The 16,340-nt window shown below is 58.4% G+C and carries 19 protein-coding genes; all 19 read left to right on the forward strand.

Annotated elements, in window-relative coordinates:
* Window positions 1-453: succinate--CoA ligase subunit beta (sucC, locus tag KGL31_08445; protein ID MDE2321926.1), on the forward strand; the 453-nt coding region annotated here is incomplete at its 5' end.
* Window positions 450-1,340 carry a succinate--CoA ligase subunit alpha gene (gene sucD, locus KGL31_08450; protein MDE2321927.1) on the forward strand — a complete coding sequence of 297 codons (891 nt, stop codon included), beginning with the start codon at window positions 450-452 and terminating at the stop codon, window positions 1,338-1,340. The genes sucC and sucD, both read left to right, overlap by 4 nt.
* Window positions 1,341-1,372: 32 nt before the next feature.
* Window positions 1,373-1,819: a nucleoside-diphosphate kinase gene (ndk, locus tag KGL31_08455; GenBank protein ID MDE2321928.1), complete on the forward strand. Its 447-nt coding sequence runs from the start codon at window positions 1,373-1,375 to the stop codon at window positions 1,817-1,819.
* A 90-nt stretch (window positions 1,820-1,909) separates the two neighbouring features.
* Complete coding sequence (locus KGL31_08460) at window positions 1,910-2,419, forward strand: DUF177 domain-containing protein (GenBank protein MDE2321929.1); 510 nt, start codon at window positions 1,910-1,912, stop codon at window positions 2,417-2,419.
* Between the two features lie 26 nt (window positions 2,420-2,445).
* The gene (gene rpmF, locus KGL31_08465) at window positions 2,446-2,628 is read left to right on the forward strand and encodes a 50S ribosomal protein L32 (protein ID MDE2321930.1); all 183 of its coding nucleotides are present in this window, start codon (window positions 2,446-2,448) and stop codon (window positions 2,626-2,628) included.
* Between the two features lie 27 nt (window positions 2,629-2,655).
* Complete coding sequence (gene plsX, locus KGL31_08470; GenBank protein MDE2321931.1) at window positions 2,656-3,654, forward strand: phosphate acyltransferase PlsX; 999 nt, start codon at window positions 2,656-2,658, stop codon at window positions 3,652-3,654.
* Between the two features lie 16 nt (window positions 3,655-3,670).
* Window positions 3,671-4,654 carry a ketoacyl-ACP synthase III gene (locus KGL31_08475; GenBank protein MDE2321932.1) on the forward strand — a complete coding sequence of 328 codons (984 nt, stop codon included), beginning with the start codon at window positions 3,671-3,673 and terminating at the stop codon, window positions 4,652-4,654.
* Window positions 4,655-4,673: 19 nt separating this feature from the next.
* Window positions 4,674-5,621, forward strand: a complete 948-nt coding sequence (gene fabD, locus KGL31_08480; protein MDE2321933.1) for an ACP S-malonyltransferase — start codon at window positions 4,674-4,676, stop codon at window positions 5,619-5,621.
* The gene (fabG, locus tag KGL31_08485; GenBank protein ID MDE2321934.1) at window positions 5,621-6,373 is read left to right on the forward strand and encodes a 3-oxoacyl-[acyl-carrier-protein] reductase; all 753 of its coding nucleotides are present in this window, start codon (window positions 5,621-5,623) and stop codon (window positions 6,371-6,373) included. Before fabD ends, fabG begins: the two co-directional genes overlap by 1 nt.
* A gap of 47 nt (window positions 6,374-6,420) precedes the next feature.
* Window positions 6,421-6,654 (forward strand): acyl carrier protein, encoded by a 234-nt coding sequence (gene acpP / locus KGL31_08490; protein ID MDE2321935.1) that lies wholly within the window; start codon window positions 6,421-6,423, stop codon window positions 6,652-6,654.
* Between the two features lie 49 nt (window positions 6,655-6,703).
* The gene (gene fabF, locus KGL31_08495; GenBank protein MDE2321936.1) at window positions 6,704-7,939 is read left to right on the forward strand and encodes a beta-ketoacyl-ACP synthase II; all 1,236 of its coding nucleotides are present in this window, start codon (window positions 6,704-6,706) and stop codon (window positions 7,937-7,939) included.
* A 393-nt stretch (window positions 7,940-8,332) separates the two neighbouring features.
* Window positions 8,333-8,830: a UpxY family transcription antiterminator gene (locus KGL31_08500; GenBank protein MDE2321937.1), complete on the forward strand. Its 498-nt coding sequence runs from the start codon at window positions 8,333-8,335 to the stop codon at window positions 8,828-8,830.
* 12 nt (window positions 8,831-8,842) lie between these two features.
* Window positions 8,843-10,375: an O-antigen ligase family protein gene (locus KGL31_08505; protein ID MDE2321938.1), complete on the forward strand. Its 1,533-nt coding sequence runs from the start codon at window positions 8,843-8,845 to the stop codon at window positions 10,373-10,375.
* Between the two features lie 15 nt (window positions 10,376-10,390).
* A complete protein-coding gene (locus KGL31_08510) occupies window positions 10,391-11,368 on the forward strand; it encodes an NAD-dependent epimerase/dehydratase family protein (GenBank protein MDE2321939.1) in 978 nt (325 codons plus the stop codon).
* 489 nt (window positions 11,369-11,857) lie between these two features.
* On the forward strand, window positions 11,858-12,628 hold the full coding sequence (gene rfbF, locus KGL31_08515) for a glucose-1-phosphate cytidylyltransferase (protein ID MDE2321940.1): 771 nt from the start codon (window positions 11,858-11,860) through the stop codon (window positions 12,626-12,628).
* A 444-nt stretch (window positions 12,629-13,072) separates the two neighbouring features.
* Complete coding sequence (locus tag KGL31_08520; GenBank protein ID MDE2321941.1) at window positions 13,073-14,116, forward strand: SDR family oxidoreductase; 1,044 nt, start codon at window positions 13,073-13,075, stop codon at window positions 14,114-14,116.
* Between the two features lie 46 nt (window positions 14,117-14,162).
* Complete coding sequence (locus tag KGL31_08525) at window positions 14,163-14,726, forward strand: dTDP-4-dehydrorhamnose 3,5-epimerase family protein (protein ID MDE2321942.1); 564 nt, start codon at window positions 14,163-14,165, stop codon at window positions 14,724-14,726.
* The gene (locus KGL31_08530; GenBank protein MDE2321943.1) at window positions 14,723-15,952 is read left to right on the forward strand and encodes a methyltransferase domain-containing protein; all 1,230 of its coding nucleotides are present in this window, start codon (window positions 14,723-14,725) and stop codon (window positions 15,950-15,952) included. Before KGL31_08525 ends, KGL31_08530 begins: the two co-directional genes overlap by 4 nt.
* Window positions 15,953-16,068: 116 nt before the next feature.
* Window positions 16,069-16,329 (forward strand): DUF4160 domain-containing protein, encoded by a 261-nt coding sequence (locus tag KGL31_08535; GenBank protein ID MDE2321944.1) that lies wholly within the window; start codon window positions 16,069-16,071, stop codon window positions 16,327-16,329.
* The last annotated feature ends 11 nt before the right edge of the window (window positions 16,330-16,340 follow it).

Below are 16,340 nucleotides of genomic sequence, written 5' to 3' on the forward strand. Positions count from 1 at the left end.
AGATTCGGATTGAACTACATCAAGCTGGACGGCACCGTGGGATGCATGGTCAACGGGGCCGGCTTGGCCATGGCGACCATGGATCTTGTGAAGCTTGTCGGCGGCGAGCCGGCCAACTTTCTGGACGTCGGTGGGGGCGCCAGCGCCGAACAGATCGAACAGGCGTTTCGCATCCTGATCTCGGATCGGTCCGTAAGCGTGGTGCTTATCAATATCTTCGGGGGGATTCTCAGGTGCGAACGGTTGGCGGAGGGGGTGATTCAGGCGGTTCGTTCCCTCCAGGTGACATTGCCGATCGTGGTCCGAATGGAGGGGACCAATGTAGACCAAGGCAAGCGTATGCTGGCTGAGTCCGGCCTGAATTTTATCACTGCGGACGGGATGCAGGAAGCCGCCGAAAAGGCAGTGCGCGCCGCAAAAAACAGAGCCGATAGCTGGTCACGTGAACGATGAGTATTCTCGTAGATCAGCAGACGCGCGTGGTGGTGCAGGGGGTCACCGGTAAGGAAGGGACGTTTCACGCCCTGGCGTGTCGTGAGTACGGGACCCGCGTGGTCGCAGGTGTGACCCCAGGCAAAGGGGGCATATGCCACGAGGGGATTCCTATCTTTGATACCGTGCGCGAGGCTGTGGACAAAGAGGGCGCTAATACCGCCCTGATTTTTGTCCCCGCCGCCTTCGCCGCTGAGGCCATTCTGGAGGCGATCGATGCGGCGATCCCGCTGGTGGTGTGTATTACGGAGGGGATTCCGATCCTCGATATGGTGTGGGTAACCCGCATCCTCCGCGGGTCAGCCACCCGCCTGGTTGGCCCGAACTGTCCAGGGATCATCTCTCCGGGCAAGGCCAAGCTGGGGATTATGCCAGGGCACATCCACAAGCCCGGGAAGGTCGGTGTGATTTCACGGAGCGGGACGCTGACCTATGAGGCGGTGGATCAGCTTACCCGTCTGGGCCTTGGTCAGTCCACCTGTATCGGGATCGGTGGAGATCCAATTATCGGCACCAGCTTCGTCGATTGTCTGGCGCTTTTTGAAAACGACGGAGCAACTGAGGCCATTCTGATGATCGGTGAGATCGGCGGGAGTGCGGAAGAAGAGGCGGCAGCCTTCATTGAGCGTCAGGTATCCAAACCGGTCATCGCCTACATCGCCGGGCTTGCAGCCCCTCCCGAGCGACGGATGGGCCATGCAGGGGCGATCATTTCCGGTGGACGAGGAACGGCAACAGAGAAGATCTCAGCCCTTCGGCGCGCCGGTATCGCTGTGGTGCACAACCCGGCAGAGATCGGAGCTGCTGTCAAAGAAGCCATCAGTTCCCAACTGATAGCTGATAGCTAACAGCCGTCAGCTCTTCATCATGGAGTGACAACATGGAGCAAACCCTAGTCATTGTGAAACCGGATGCGGTAGCCAAGAGCCTTATCGGTGAGGTCATTCGGCGGCTTGAGGCGGAAGGACTGGTAGTGTGCGGGTTGAAGATGGTCTGGTTGGCGCAGAAAGAGGCAGAGGGGTTCTATCAGGTGCACCGGCGCCAACCGTTCTTTGAGAGCCTCACACGTTTTATGGCTTCTGGACCCTGTGTAGCGATGGTTCTCGAGGGGGAAGGGGCGATAGGGCGTGTTCGGACGCTTATGGGCGCCACCGACCCGCTCAAGGCCGCAGAGGGGACGTTGCGACGGAGCTTTGCCGCCAGCATTGAGAGGAACGTTGTGCATGGCTCCGACTCGGCCGCATCAGCGGCCTCTGAAATCCCGTACTTTTTCAATCGATTGGAGATCCTTCCTTCGATGGAGAGGGGGGAAATATCTGCGGGGTGAACTGCAATTGACGGTCGTTCCACCGGGAAATTCCTTGACTTGAGAGTAGTGGCCTAGTAGAATGCGACTGGGTTTGATGGAGTGTGTGCAATGATCGTGGAGCGGTCACAGATTCCTCCGGAAGGGTTAGATCTTGAACTGTGCGAAGAGCCCTGCTGGGAGGGAGTCGAAGGGTTATGGCTGTCACTTGCTCCGGTTGAAGCCTCATTTCATCTGGAGCGGGAGGCCACCGGTATTCTTGTGAGCGGAACATTCTCAACAACGGCAGGCGTACTGTGCAGCCGATGCTCCGAGCCCGTGTCTGTTCCCATCTCCGATTCGTTCGCGATGCTGTATACGGAAGCCAGTGAAGTGTTCCGCGCCGAGGAGATCGAACTCAGCGCTGCCGAGATGGATGTCGATGTCATGCAAGAAGATCGCCTTGACCTGACGAAGCTGTTGCGGGAGAATGTCCTGCTGAACTTGCCGCTTCAGCCCCTTTGTCGGGCCGAATGCCGCGGCCTTTGTCCCCATTGTGGGGTCAACCTGAACGAGAACTCGTGTCGGTGCGACGTTCAGGAAGGCGATCCAAGGCTTGCTCCCCTTCAACATTTACGCTAGCCCACTGAAGTCCAGGAGGATGAACGATGCCCCTTCCAAAACGTCGTCACAGTAATACGCGGACGCGAACACGACGCTCCCATCACGCCCTCACTCCACCTGCTCTCTCTGAGTGTCCCAACTGTCATGAGCGGAAACTGCCTCATCGTGCGTGCCCCGCCTGTGGCTATTATCGTGGCCGGGAGGTTGTGAAGCGAGAGGAGGTCTAACCTCTCGCTCCCGATAGGCGAACAGGTATGGGAACCCGTGTAGCCCTTGACGCGATGGGCGGCGACCGTGGCCCTATGGTCACTGTTGAGGGCGCAGTGGCTGCCGCTCGTGAGCTCAATCTGTCCGTCTTGCTGGTCGGGAACGAAGAGGAACTCAGCCGGACGCTCGATCAGCATGCTACCAACGGCCTTGGTATTACGATCCGACACGCCCCTGAGGCGGTCGGGATGCAAGAATCCCCTTCTGCCGCCTTACGAAAAAAGAAGCAGTCCTCCATCCGAGTGGGCTTGGAACTCGTCAAGAATGGGGAGGCCGATGCCTTTATCAGCGCCGGGAATACGGGTGCAGTGATGGCCACCGCGCTGGTCACCCTGGGTCCGCTTCCTGGCGTTGAGCGTCCCGCCATCGCCCTCATCGTTCCAACGTTGAAAGGTCGGTCGCTCCTATTGGATGTCGGCGCCAATGCGGATTGTAAAGCGCGGCATCTCCTGCAGTTTGCTATTATGGGGGATGTCTATGCGCGTCAAATCATGGGGAAGCTATCGCCTACCGTCGGCCTCCTGAGCATCGGGGAGGAGGAGAGCAAGGGGAACGAGCTGACTCGAGAGGCCTTCAGGGGGCTCGAAGAGGAGCAGTCCCTTAACTTCATCGGAAACGTCGAGGGCCGTGAGGTTCTCATGGGGACAGCCGATATCATCGTCTGTGATGGCTTCACCGGCAACATTGCCTTGAAGATCATTGAGGGCGCCGCGGAGTTTTTTACGCTCTTACTCAAGGAAGAGTTGGCGAAGGGGTTGGCGGGGATGGCCGGTGCCTTATTGGCGCGAGGCGCATTTAAGCGCTTCAAGAAGCTGGTTGACTACACAGAGTACGGCGGCGCGCCGTTGCTGGGGGTTCGAGGGGTCTGTATCATCTGCCACGGCCGATCGACCGCCAAGGCGATCAAGAATGCGATCCGGGCGGCCGCAGAATGCGTAGAGAACAGGGTGATCGAGCATATCACAGAAGGGATTGCGATCAGTTAACGAGAGGACGCATGTGATGTACGGCAGCAGGATTGCCGGCACAGGAGCCTCGGTTCCGGATCGGGTGCTGACCAATGAGGAACTGGAGCAGATGGTCAGTACGAGCGATGAGTGGATTGTCACCCGAACGGGGATATCGGAGCGGCGAATCGCCTCCGACGATCAGGCGACCTCGGACCTCGCCGAGGGGGCGGCTCGACGCGCCCTTGAGGCGGCTGCCGTAGACCCCCATGATCTGGATCTGATCCTGGTGAACACGGTGACCCCCGACATGTTCTTTCCTTCTACCGCGTGCGTGCTGCAGGAGCGCCTTGGCGCATCGCGCGCGGCGGCCTTCGATCTGTTGGCTGCATGCGCCGGCTTCGTCTACGGCCTGTCCGTTGCTGATGCCTATGTGCGGGCCGGCGTCATGCGAAACATCCTGGTGATAGGGGCGGACACCCTCTCCAAGGTCGTCGACTGGACTGATCGAGGCACCTGCGTGCTCTTTGGTGACGGCGCGGGGGCGGTGCTCGTCCAGCGGACAACTGCTGATCCGTCTATCCTCTCCACGCATCTGTATTCCGACGGATCAAAGGGGAGGCAACTGATCATTCCAGGAGGCGGCTCGCGCCAGCCCGCCTGCCAAAAGGTCGTTGATGAGAAGCTGATCACGATCCGGATGCCCAATGGGAACGAGGTGTTCAAGACGGCAGTCCGGTCAATGGAAGAGGCCGCCATGGCCGCGCTGAAGGCCAATGGGGTAGAGGTCTCCGATATTGATCTCTTCATTTCTCACCAGGCCAACGCCCGGATCATCTATGCAGTGGCGGAGCGGCTGGGTCTTCCGCGGGAGCGGATCTTTATGAATATTGACCGTTATGGGAATACCTCTGCGGCCTCGATCCCCATTGCCATAGACGAAGCCGTCCGGGCTGGGCGACTTAAGCGTGGTGATCTGCTGTTGCTGACGGCCTTCGGGGGCGGGATCACCTGGGGATCGGCGCTTATCCGATGGTGAGTATGCTCGCGGCCGGCTGATGAACGCAATCGCGCTCGTTTTTCCAGGTCAGGGCTCTCAGCGGGTTGGTATGGGGCGAGATTTTTGGGCGCAGGTCCCTGAAACCCGTGTGCTTTTTGAGAAGGGAAGCGAGGTTCTGGGGATCGATCTCGCTCGTCTCTGCTTCGAGGGGCCCGATGAGCGGCTTACGCTGACCGCAAACGCACAGCCGGCTATCATGGCGGTCAGCATGGCCGCTTTTGCAGCATTGCAGCGCGAGGGAGTACAGCCCGACTATGTAGCCGGTCATTCGCTTGGGGAGTATTCGGCGCTCGTGGCGGCCGGGAGCTTCGCTTTCGAAGACGCGATTCGCGTTGTAAGAAAGCGAGGCGAGTTCATGCAAGAGGCGGTGAGTGCGGGCGCCGGCGCAATGGCGGCTGTGTTAGGTCTTGACAGGCAAAGCGTCTCTGCGGTGTGTGAGGATGCAGCTCGCTATGGGGTCGTCGAGGTTGCCAATCTGAACGGCCCCGGTCAGGTGGTGATTGCCGGAGAGACTAAGGCGGTCGACCAAGCCATCGAGTTGGCCAAACAGCGTGGCGCCAAGCGAGCCCTACGCCTCCAGGTGAGCGCGCCCTTTCACTGCTCCCTGATGGAGCCGGCGGCCACTCGTTTGGCCGGCGTACTCCAAGCGATTCCGATTGCGGACCCGTCGGTTCCGTTGGTCAATAATGCCGACGCGGAGATCGTGACGAAGAGAGAAGAGATTGCTGACAGCCTCATCCGCCAAGTCACAAGTCCCGTGCGGTGGGAGGATGTGGTGCGAAGATTGGTAAAGGAAGGCGTCACTCTCTTCCTGGAGCTTGGCCCTGGAAAGGTGCTCACCGGGCTGATCAAGCGGATTGCGCCTGAGGCTACCACGCTCTACGCAGAGGATCCGGATTCGCTGCGCATTGCGGTGAATCAGGTAGAGACGCTTCGCCGATCGTGATGCAAACAGCGACCGGACTTGCAGGAAAAGTGGCTGTCGTCACCGGCGGCTCGCGGGGGATCGGGCGGGCAATCGCTCTCAAGCTTTCGGCACAGGGTGCGAAGGTGGCCATCGGTGCAAGAAACCTGGAGACGGCACAGCGGGTGGTTGCGGAGATCCAAGCGACAGGAGCCGAGGGGTTGGCCGTTGCGGCGGACATTTCGCGGGAGTCGGAGGCGGAAGGACTGATTCAGGCCGGCATCAAACGTTTTGGTGGTCTCGACATCCTGGTCAACAACGCCGGCATCACCAAGGATGGACTCCTGATCAGGATGAAGGAGGAGGACTGGGACACGGTCCTGGACGTCAACCTGAAAGGGGCATTTTTCACGACCCGAGCAGCGCTTCGACCGATGCTCAGGGCGCAGGGCGGTCGAATCGTGAATGTCAGCTCGGTTGCAGGGACGATGGGGATTCCGGGACAGGCCAACTACTCCGCATCGAAGGCGGGCCTGATCGGTTTCACGAAGGCTGTCGCCAAGGAGGTGGCTTCCAGGTCGATCACGGTGAATGCGGTGGCTCCCGGCTTCATCGAAACCGAGATGACCGCGATTCTGTCTGAGGATCGCAAGAAGGCCTACCTCAGCCAGATCCCCATGGGTCGGTTTGGGGGTCCGGAGGAGGTGGCTGACTTGGTCTCGTTTCTGGTTTCAGAAGCGGCGAGCTATATTACAGGTCAGGTGATTACGATCGATGGCGGGTTGCGAACGTAATCCATGGAACGGCACTCAGGCCGTAGAGGGGGACGATGGCTGACGTAATGGAGATTGAGGAGAGGGTCAAGAAGATCATCGTAGATCAATTGGGCGTAAATGCGACCGAGGTGACACCGGAGGCCTCTTTCGTTGAGGATCTTGGCGCGGATTCGCTTGATACGGTGGAGTTGGTGATGGCCCTCGAAGAGGAGTTCGGCATCGAGATCCCCGACGAGGAGGCTGAGAAGATCATAACCGTGAAAGACGCGATCGCGCATATCAAGGCACATCCCGCGTAACAGACCGGGCCTACTCCCATTTACGCGTAGGCCATGGGGATATGATGTCATGAGACGAGTAGTCGTGACAGGCTTGGGCGTGGTGGCGCCCAACGGGATCGGCGTCGACAGCTTCTGGGAGAACCTGGTCAAGGGGGTCTCAGGTGTCGACTCCATCGCCCGATTCGACGCCAGTCACCACGATACCAAGATCGCCGCGGAGGTGAAGGGATTCGACCCGCTTCTCTACATGGAGAAGAAAGAGGTCAAGAAGATGGACCGGTTTATCCACTATGCGTTGGCCGGTGCCATCATGGCGGCGGATGATGCCCAGCTCATCGTAAAGGATGTTGGGGGAAGCCGAAGCGGCGTCCTGATCGGGACCGGGATGGGCGGGATCCCCTGCCTGGAAGAAACGCACAAGGTATTGTTGGAAAAAGGGCCCGGTCGGATCAGTCCCTTCTTCATTCCCTCGATTATTACCAACCTGGCCTCCGGCCATATCGCTATTCGCTTCGGACTCCGTGGGCCGAACTCGTGCGTCTCGACCGCGTGTGCGACCGGCAATCACGCGATTGGCGACTCGTTCGAACTGATCAGGCGAGGGATGGCCGACGTGATGTTCGCCGGTGGTACCGAGGCCGTCATCTCTCCACTGACGATCGGAGGGTTCGGCGCCATGAAGGCCCTGTCGACGAGAAATGACGCGCCTCAGCGAGCCAGCCGTCCGTTCGATAAGGGACGCGACGGCTTCGTCATGGGCGAAGGCGCGGGCGTTCTGATTCTTGAGGAGTTGGACCACGCGCTGCGTCGCGATGCCAAGATCTATGCTGAGTTGATAGGCTACGGGATGTCGGCTGACGCCTATCATATGACAGCGCCGGAGCCGGAAGGGGCCGGCGCGATTGCCTCGATGGGTCTTGCGCTCGAGGCTGCCGGGCTCCAGCCGGAAGAGGTCGATTACATCAATGCCCACGGTACATCGACGCCTGCAGGCGATGCTGCCGAGACTAAGGCGATCAAGAAGGTGTTTGGGGATCACGCCTATCGCCTGGCGGTCAGCTCCATCAAATCGATGACCGGGCATCTGCTGGGAGCTGCGGGGGGTGTCGAAGCGGTGGCGACGGCGCTGACCCTCCACCATGGCGTGATCCCGCCGACCATCAACTACGATGAGCCGGACCCTGAGTGTGACCTCGATTACGTGCCAAACAGGGCGCGCCAGGCTGCGGTGCGGGTCGCCTTCAGCAACTCATTCGGATTCGGCGGGACCAACGCGACCCTGGTGTTCAAGCGGTACCCGTAAGTCATTCAGCGATCAGCAATAAACCCGCATTCTATCAGCTCTTTGCGGTGTTACCTCGCAATATCGCATGCATCGTTTTGCCCCAGTGGACGTAAAAGCCCCACGTACTGCATCCGCTTCCCTTTGTTTTAGTACGGTTACCCTAATATTTTTGTGAGAGTGGCGCAAAAATTGTTATTTGACATTGCTCAGTACACTATTATATAAAAGCATCGATGTACTTACATCACAGAGTTTAACAATGCGTAAGTCGATTAACATCTACCATGGCCTTCTCACCAGCGAAACTGGGTAGGGAAGGCCGTGTCCGTTTTGTGCGGTTCTGATCTCGGAGTTGTAATGCAGCGATCGTACCCCGTTAGCGGGAGGACGAAGCTGCAGTAGGAGGAAGCGATGGCTACGATTCCCCAGTGGTACGCGCTCCGCACTCGCTCCCGGCATGAGAAACAGGTGCAGGCTCAGGTCGATCGCCAAGGAATCGACGTCTTTCTCCCGCTCATCTGTCGGCGAAGTCGCTGGAAAGACCGTACGGTACAGGTTCAATTCCCACTTTTTCCCGGCTATTGTTTCGCGCGCTTTGCTTGGCAGGATCGGTTGGGGGTGCTGACCGCTCCTGGTGTCGTAGAGGTGTTGGGGGTCAGCGGCCACGGCGTCCCGATCGCGGAGGCTGAGATCGAGGGAGTGCGACGCCTGGTCACCAGCACCCTCCCCATTGATCCGTACCCATTCCTGGAGCCGGGGATGGCGGTCGAGGTTCGACGCGGCCCCCTCCAGGGCCTCCGCGGATTCCTGGTTCGGAAGGCCGCCAGAGCGCGTCTCGTCATCGCGGTCAGCCTCATTCGACAGGGCGCTTCGGTTGAGATCGATGCCGATGACGTGATTCCGGTGTGACGCGGACGCCTTATGTCTCAAGATCATGATACCTCCACGATCAACATGCCATCCCCAGCCGATAGTCCCGCCCTTTCACCCTGGGGGGTTGTCAAACTTCGATGTACCCTCATAGCCGACCGCGTCGTCGAGGTCGGATTATACGGCCTGATTGTCTTCACGCCCCTGGCCTTCGGAACCGTCGAACCCTGGTCGATCGCGCTCGCGGAGGCGGAAATCTACGCGATCGCACTCGCATGGGGACTGCCTATGGTGAGCACCGGCCACATTCGCATCGAGCGAACAGCCCTGAACCTCTGCTGGCTCTTGGTCCTGATCTTCGGACTGTTGCAGGTGATCCCGCTTCAGCTCGATGTCATCCGTATCATCTCGCCAAATACCGCTGCGCTCTATCAGCGGACGGGATTTGACAGCCACCTTGTAGCCCCATGGCATACGCTTTCGCTTGTGCCGTACGCGACCCGACAGGCGCTTGTGAGGCTTCTAGCTCTGGCGCTTCTCTTCTGGGTTACCGTCAACCATCTACAGACCCGTGAGCAGGTCGATCGAATCGTTCGCGTTGTGATGGCTACGGGATTTGGATTGGCCCTCTTTGGAATCATTCAGCATTTCACCGGGAACGGCAAGCTGTATTGGGTCAGGGAACTCACCCAGGGCGGCAGCCTCTTCGGCCCATACGTCAATCGTAATCACTTCGCGGGCTACATGGAGATGGTGATCCCGCTGACGATCGGCTATATCGTAGCGAACAGACGACCGAGATCCGATGGTCGGGTACCCGCACCGAATGGGGGGGTGAGCTGGCGAAGCCGATTACTGCGCTTGGGTACGCCTCAGGGGAGCCGGTCACTGCTCGCCTTTTTTGGGGGACTCATCATGTTCGTGGCCTTACTGCTGACCGGATCAAGAGCAGGGCTGTTCAGCTTCTTTTCCTCCATCCTCTTCATGGTCGTCCTGCTCTCCGCCCGGCGGTTGCGCAGCAAGCGGCTATGGGGAATGCTGGCCTCGTTTGTGGCGCTAGGCCTCGCGTTTGCCCTCTGGCTCAATCCGGACAGGGTCCTGCAAACGTTTGCGATTCTCTGGCGTGGAACCGACGATCCCTCCTTCCGTGGTCGCATCCTCGTGTGGCAGGATACGTTGCGTCTGGGCCATGACTTCCAATGGAGCGGCACGGGTCTCGATACCTACATCTGGGCGTTTCCGCTCTACAAGCAGCCCCTCATCGGCCAGGAGGTGTACGACTATGCCCACAACGACTACCTGCAGGCGTTCGCCGAAGGCGGGTTGCCCTTGGTGGCGATCTTCGCGCTGGCACTGCTGTGGGGCGGTACGCAATTGTTGAATGCGTGGTCTGAACATGAGAGGCCGCACACACGAGGAATCGGACTTGGTCTGCTGGCCGGGCTGGTAGCGATGCTGGTCCATAGCGCCTACGACTTTAACCTGCACATCCTGGCGAACGCCATCCTCTTCGTCCTCCTGTTGGCGCTGGCGTCCAGAGTCCTCCTGCTCAGGTGTCCGCGGATGAGCGGCCTGATACGCTAAAAGGAGACCCGAAGCATGAAGCGAGCCTTGGTTTGCGGCGCCGCCGGATTCATCGGTGGGCACCTGGTGAAGAAGTTGAAGCGCGAGGGCTACTGGGTACGCGGCGTGGACATCAAACCGCGCGAGTTTGGGCCCACCCAGGCGGACGAGTTCCTGCTGCAGGACCTGCGCAACCGGGAGAACTGCCGCCAGACCTTGACCCTTCCGGATGGCGGTGTCTTTGACGAGGTCTACCAGCTCGCCGCCGACATGGGCGGCATGGGCTTCATCTCCGTCGCCGAGTGCGAGGTGTTGCACAACAACGCCCTGATCAATATCCACATGACCCACGCCGCCGCAGAGGCTGGGGTGGCCCGCTACTTCTTCTCTTCTTCGGTGTGCATCTATCGGGACATGCAACCCGATGAGCCGTCTGTCAGCGAGGACGACGCCATCCCCGCAAATCCGGACAACGAATACGGTTGGGAGAAGCTCTACGCCGAGCGGGTCGCAATGGCCTACGGGCGCCGCTACCCGATGCGGGTGCGCATCGCCCGCTTCGAGAACTGCTATGGTCCGGAAGGGACCTGGACGGGCGGTCGCGAAAAAGCGCCGGCGGCCCTCTGTCGGAAGGTAGCGGAGGCGGAGGACGGCGGGACCATCGAGGTCTGGGGTGATGGGACGGCCATCCGGGTATTCACCTATGTGGATGATCTGGTAGACGGGATCTACGTACTGATGCACTCAGACCTGGACGTTCCCGTGAACCTGGGAAGTGACGAGCGGGTGACGGTGGCTGATCTGACGCGGATGGTGATCGACGCATCCGGCAAGCGCATCATCGTCAAGCACGCGCCGGGCCCCGTGGGAGTACATGCCCGCAATTTCAGTAAGTCCCGCATCGCGTCGCTGGGGTGGAAGCCCGAGGTGTCGCTTCGGGCAGGGATCATGCGCACCTATCCGTGGATTGAGGCGCAAGTCAGGGCAGCGCGAGGCACAGCCCGCCGCGCCTGAGCGGAGGGTACATCGCGCGATAGGCGGCGCGATAGACTGAGCCATCGCCATCCATTTCTGAAGAGATATGAGCCACATTTATTGATATTGACAAAATGGGCCTAAATCTGATAGAAACTATCTAATAGCGTCTAAGCAAGTCGAATCCGTAGCAGGCAATAGCGAACCGAATACTCCCCTTGGCGCTTCATGGACCGACGCCGGCCCCGATCAAGTCGGCCCTGTAAGTGAGAGGGCGTAAGCTCGTCGGCTCCCAGCTTTCCAGCCTCGTAGCTTTCTTGTTAGAACCTGTTGTAAGCGAGCACAAGGTTTGCGCATGGGTCTGTCGATTCCAATCGTGGCAGGCATCGATTTGAACCAACTCACCCAACCTGCCTGAGTCTCACCTGTGACCAGATTCGCTCCGGTCCCATGGCGTGAACTTTTCGCAACATCTCTCTGGGCTCAGCTTTGATGGCGCTTATTAGACGAAAGAGATCAAACAGACGCATGAAAGCCGTCATTCTCGCCGGTGGGCTCGGGACCCGCATCTCCGAGGAAACCCACCTCAAACCCAAGCCCATGATCGAGATCGGCGGCAAGCCGATCCTCTGGCACATCATGAAGCTGTATTCTGCCCATGGTGTGAATGACTTCGTGGTCTGCTGCGGCTACAAGGGCTATGTCATCAAGGAATACTTCTCGAACTATTTCCTGCATATGTCGGATGTCACCTTCGACATGGCCAACAATCAGATGTGTGTGCATGAGCAATACGCCGAGCCATGGCGGGTAACGTTAGTAGACACTGGCGACGACACCATGACCGGGGGGCGTCTCAAGCGCGTGGCCGACTATGTGAAAGATGAAGACGCCTTCTGCTTCACCTACGGCGACGGCATCGCCGATATCGATATCACCCGGGAAATCGCCTTCCATCGGCACCATGGTAAGTGGGCAACCGTCACCGCCGTTCAGCCCCCTGGACGCTACGGCGCCTTGCAGATGGAAGGCGCCAAGGTGGCCGGTTTCATGGAAAAGCCGCGCGGTGATGGCGGCCTGATCAATGGCGGGTTCTTCGTGCTCTCCCCGCAGTGCCTCACCCTGATCGAGAACGATGCATCGAGTTGGGAGGGTGAATCCCTTATGGAACTAGCGCATAAAGGCCAGCTCATGGCATTCGAACATCACGGCTTCTGGCAGCCCATGGACACGCTGCGCGACAAGCGACTTCTGGAAGAATTATGGGCGAGCGGCAAGGCGCCGTGGAAGAAATGGTAGTACGATTTGTATGAGCCATAGCCGAGACTACCTGATCATTGACGCAGGAATCGTCGGACTTTCGATCGTCTGGGAGATCAAGGCCAGGGAACCGGGTGCCAAGATCAGAATTCTGGAAAAAGAATCGCGTCTCGGCATGCACGCCAGCGATCGCGCAACAGCGGCGTGCTGCACACCGGCATTTACTACTTACCCGGTACCCTCAAGGTGGGCATCCGTCCCCAGCTGGTCAACACCCGATAAGGCCGGCTGGAAATAGATTTTGTGGTGGAACAGGGCAGGCATTCGGTGCATGTGCTCACTGCGATTTTCCCGGCCTTCACCGGTGCTTTTGCCTTTGCAGCATGGCTGCTTGACAAATTTCCGTATCCCGGGATCACCAATAGAGCAACCCTAAGCGCATGCCTGACCTCATAATCATACGCAACATCAAATGAGAGTGACATGAAAGTACTTATCACCGGGAATATGGGCTACATTGGCCCAGTGCTGATCAAACATCTTCGGACCCAGAACAAAGACATTCAAATTATCGGTTTTGACAGTGCTTTCTTTGGGCATTGCCTGACAAACGCCAGCGTGTTCCCGGAGACCTACGTTTCGGTTCAACACTTTGGTGATGTACGGGAATTCCCGGCTCACCTGCTTGATGGTGTCGATGCGGTCGTTCATCTTGCAGCCGTCTCAAATGATCCGATGGGGAATAGATTCGAGGCCGTGACTGATGCAATCAACTACAAGGCAAGTGTCCGAATTGCTAAACTGGCAAGAGATCAAGGCGTAAGGAACTTTGCGTTTGCTTCTAGTTGCAGTATGTATGGTGCCGCAGAGGGCGAGCCGCGCAAGGAAACCGATCCGCTTAATCCACTGACAGCCTATGCGCGTTCTAAGGTTGCGACTGAAGAAGCTCTAGCCGACATGGATTTAGGCGATATGGTCGTGACTGCGTTGCGGTTTTCGACTGCCTGCGGCATGTCTGAGCGCCTTCGGCTTGATCTAGTCCTAAATGACTTTGTAGCTTGTGCCTTAGCTGTGCGGGAGATTAGTGTTCTCAGTGATGGATCGCCATGGCGACCGCTGATCGATGTAAAGGACATGTCGCGTGCTATCGATTGGGCTATCACCCGGAAAGCCGAGAACGGCGGTCAACTTGTTCGAATTAATGTGGGGAGCGACTCTTGGAATTACCAGGTTAAGGATCTTGCGCATGCAGTTTCAGAAATTATTCCTGGAACAAAAGTCAGTATTAACAAAAACGCGCCACCAGACAGAAGATCCTATAGTGTTGATTTCGCTCTCTATCGCGAACTCGCTCCCCAACATCAACCGCAGGTGACTCTTGAGCAAGCGATTCTTGAACTGAAAGCGGGCTTGGAGGGAATGAATTTCCGAGATACCTCTTTCAGAAACTCGCAGTTCATGCGGCTCAAGGGGCTGGAGAAGCACATGATGGAAGGCCGCCTTGATGAGGCGCTTCGGTGGCAGTAATACCGGTCTGTCGCATCCATGGTTGCATTGTGAGGTTCCGCCAGTCATGAGCGACCGCTTCGACATCCTTGAGACGCCACTGCGAGGGCTGAAGCTCATCCAGCGAACACCGATTCGCGACAGCCGTGGCTATTTGGAGCGGCTTTTTTGCGCGGAAGATTTGCAGTCGCTAATCTCGTGCAAAGCCATTGTGCAAATCAACCATACACTGACAACCAGGCATGGCACGGTTCGCGGTATGCACTTTCAGCGTCCACCCCACGCCGAGACCAAGTTCGTGACCTGCCTGCGCGGCGAGGTATTTGATGTCGCCGTGGACCTGCGTCAGGGCTCTCCCACGTTCCTGCGCTGGCACGCGGAAATCTTGAGTACCGGCAATCACAAAACCCTGATGATCCCAGAGGGCTTTGCCCACGGCTTCCAAACCCTGACCGAAGACTGCGAAATGCTGTATTTTCATACCGCTGCGTATCAACCTGGGGCTGAATGTGGCCTGAATGCCAAAGACCCCAGGCTGAACATTCGCTGGCCTGAAGCGATTACTGAACTGTCGCCCCGCGACGCCGCGCATCCGCTAGTGACGGAAAACTTCAGCGGAGTGACCGTATGAAGTGCCGTCACTGTGGTGTAGAACTCAAGCAGTGCCTGGTGGACCTCGGAGCCGCGCCGCCTTCCAATGCCTACCTTACCGAGGCGAGCCTCCACGCGCCTGAGAAGTGGTTCCCTCTGCGCGTCCTGGTCTGTTCCCACTGCTGGCTGGTGCAGACCGAGGATTACGTGGGTGCCGAGGAGCTGTTCTCCGCCGACTATGCCTATTTCAGTTCCTACTCCTCGACGTGGCTCAAGCACGCCGAGGAGTACGTGGACGCCGTCGTACCGCGCTTCAACCTGGGAAGCGACAGCCTGGTGGTGGAGGTGGCGGCCAACGATGGCTACCTGCTGCAGTATGTCCAGGCGCGCGGCATCCCGTGCTTGGGCGTGGAACCCACGGCCGACACCGCGGCCGCCGCGCGGGTCAAGGGCGTCGAGATCGTAGAGGACTTCTTTGGTGTGCGTCTGGCCAGGGACCTGGTCTCCCATGGTAAGCAGGCCGACCTGACTGTAGTTAACAACGTGCTGGCCCACGTACCGGACATCAATGATTTCGTATCGGGCTTCGCCCGCCTGCTCAAGCCGGCGGGTGTTGGCACCTTCGAGTTCCCCCACCTGTTGCGGCTTGTTCAAGAATGCCAGTTCGACACCATCTATCACGAGCACTATTCCTATCTTTCTCTGACGGCCGTGAATGGGATATTCGAGGCCAACGGACTTTCTGTTTTTGATGTGGAGGAACTCCCCACCCACTGCGGCAGCCTGCGCGTGTTCGTCCAGCGGTTAGATGCCGGCCAATGGCCGATCACGCCGCGTGTGACCGAACTACTCGCGCGCGAGAAATCCGCCGGGGTGCGAACCATAGCCTTCTACGAAGGGTTCCAGGACAGGGTCAACTGCATCAAGCTCGACCTTCTTGCCTTTTTGGTTGAGGCAAAACGCAGTCGCATCAAGGTGGCGGCCTACGGCGCCGCCGCCAAGGGCAACACCTTGCTGAACTATGCCGGCGTGCGGCCGGACCTGTTGCCCTACGTCGTGGACAGAAACCCCGCAAAACAGCGCAAGTACTTGCCGGGCAGCCGCATTCCCATTGTCGATGAAGAATATTTGCGTCGCGACCGCCCGGATCGAGTAGTGATCTTACCCTGGAATTTGCGGGAGGAAGTCGTAGAACAACTTGCGTATATCGGCGACTGGGGAGGAAAGTTCGTTCTTCCAATCCCGACCCTTGCCATCCTTAACTAGATGAAAGTACTATATAATGGTTTCGTAAAAAGTTGTCATTCCTGCGAAGCGTGCCCATGGCTCGGAACAGGGGCGGGAATCCAGATGAAGCACAACATTGAAGTCGAGCCTGACTCATGCCGACCATCAGCACCTTTTATGGCATCCTGATTCAGATGTTCTGGAACGATCATGGGCCGCCTCACTTCCATGCGATGTACGCGGAAGACGAAGTGCTGATCGACGTTCGTACTCTCGAGGTGATGGAAGGCCAGATGCCCCGGCGCGCGCTGGCTCTTGTGCTCGAATGGGCGCAGGAACACCGTGCCGAACTCATGGAGGATTGGGAACTATGTGCCCACAATCAGTCGCCCAAAAAGATTCCTCCACTACCGTAACGCCGCCCATT

The sequence above is a fragment of the Candidatus Methylomirabilota bacterium genome (assembly GCA_028870115.1).
Lineage (GTDB): Bacteria > Methylomirabilota > Methylomirabilia > Methylomirabilales > Methylomirabilaceae > Methylomirabilis.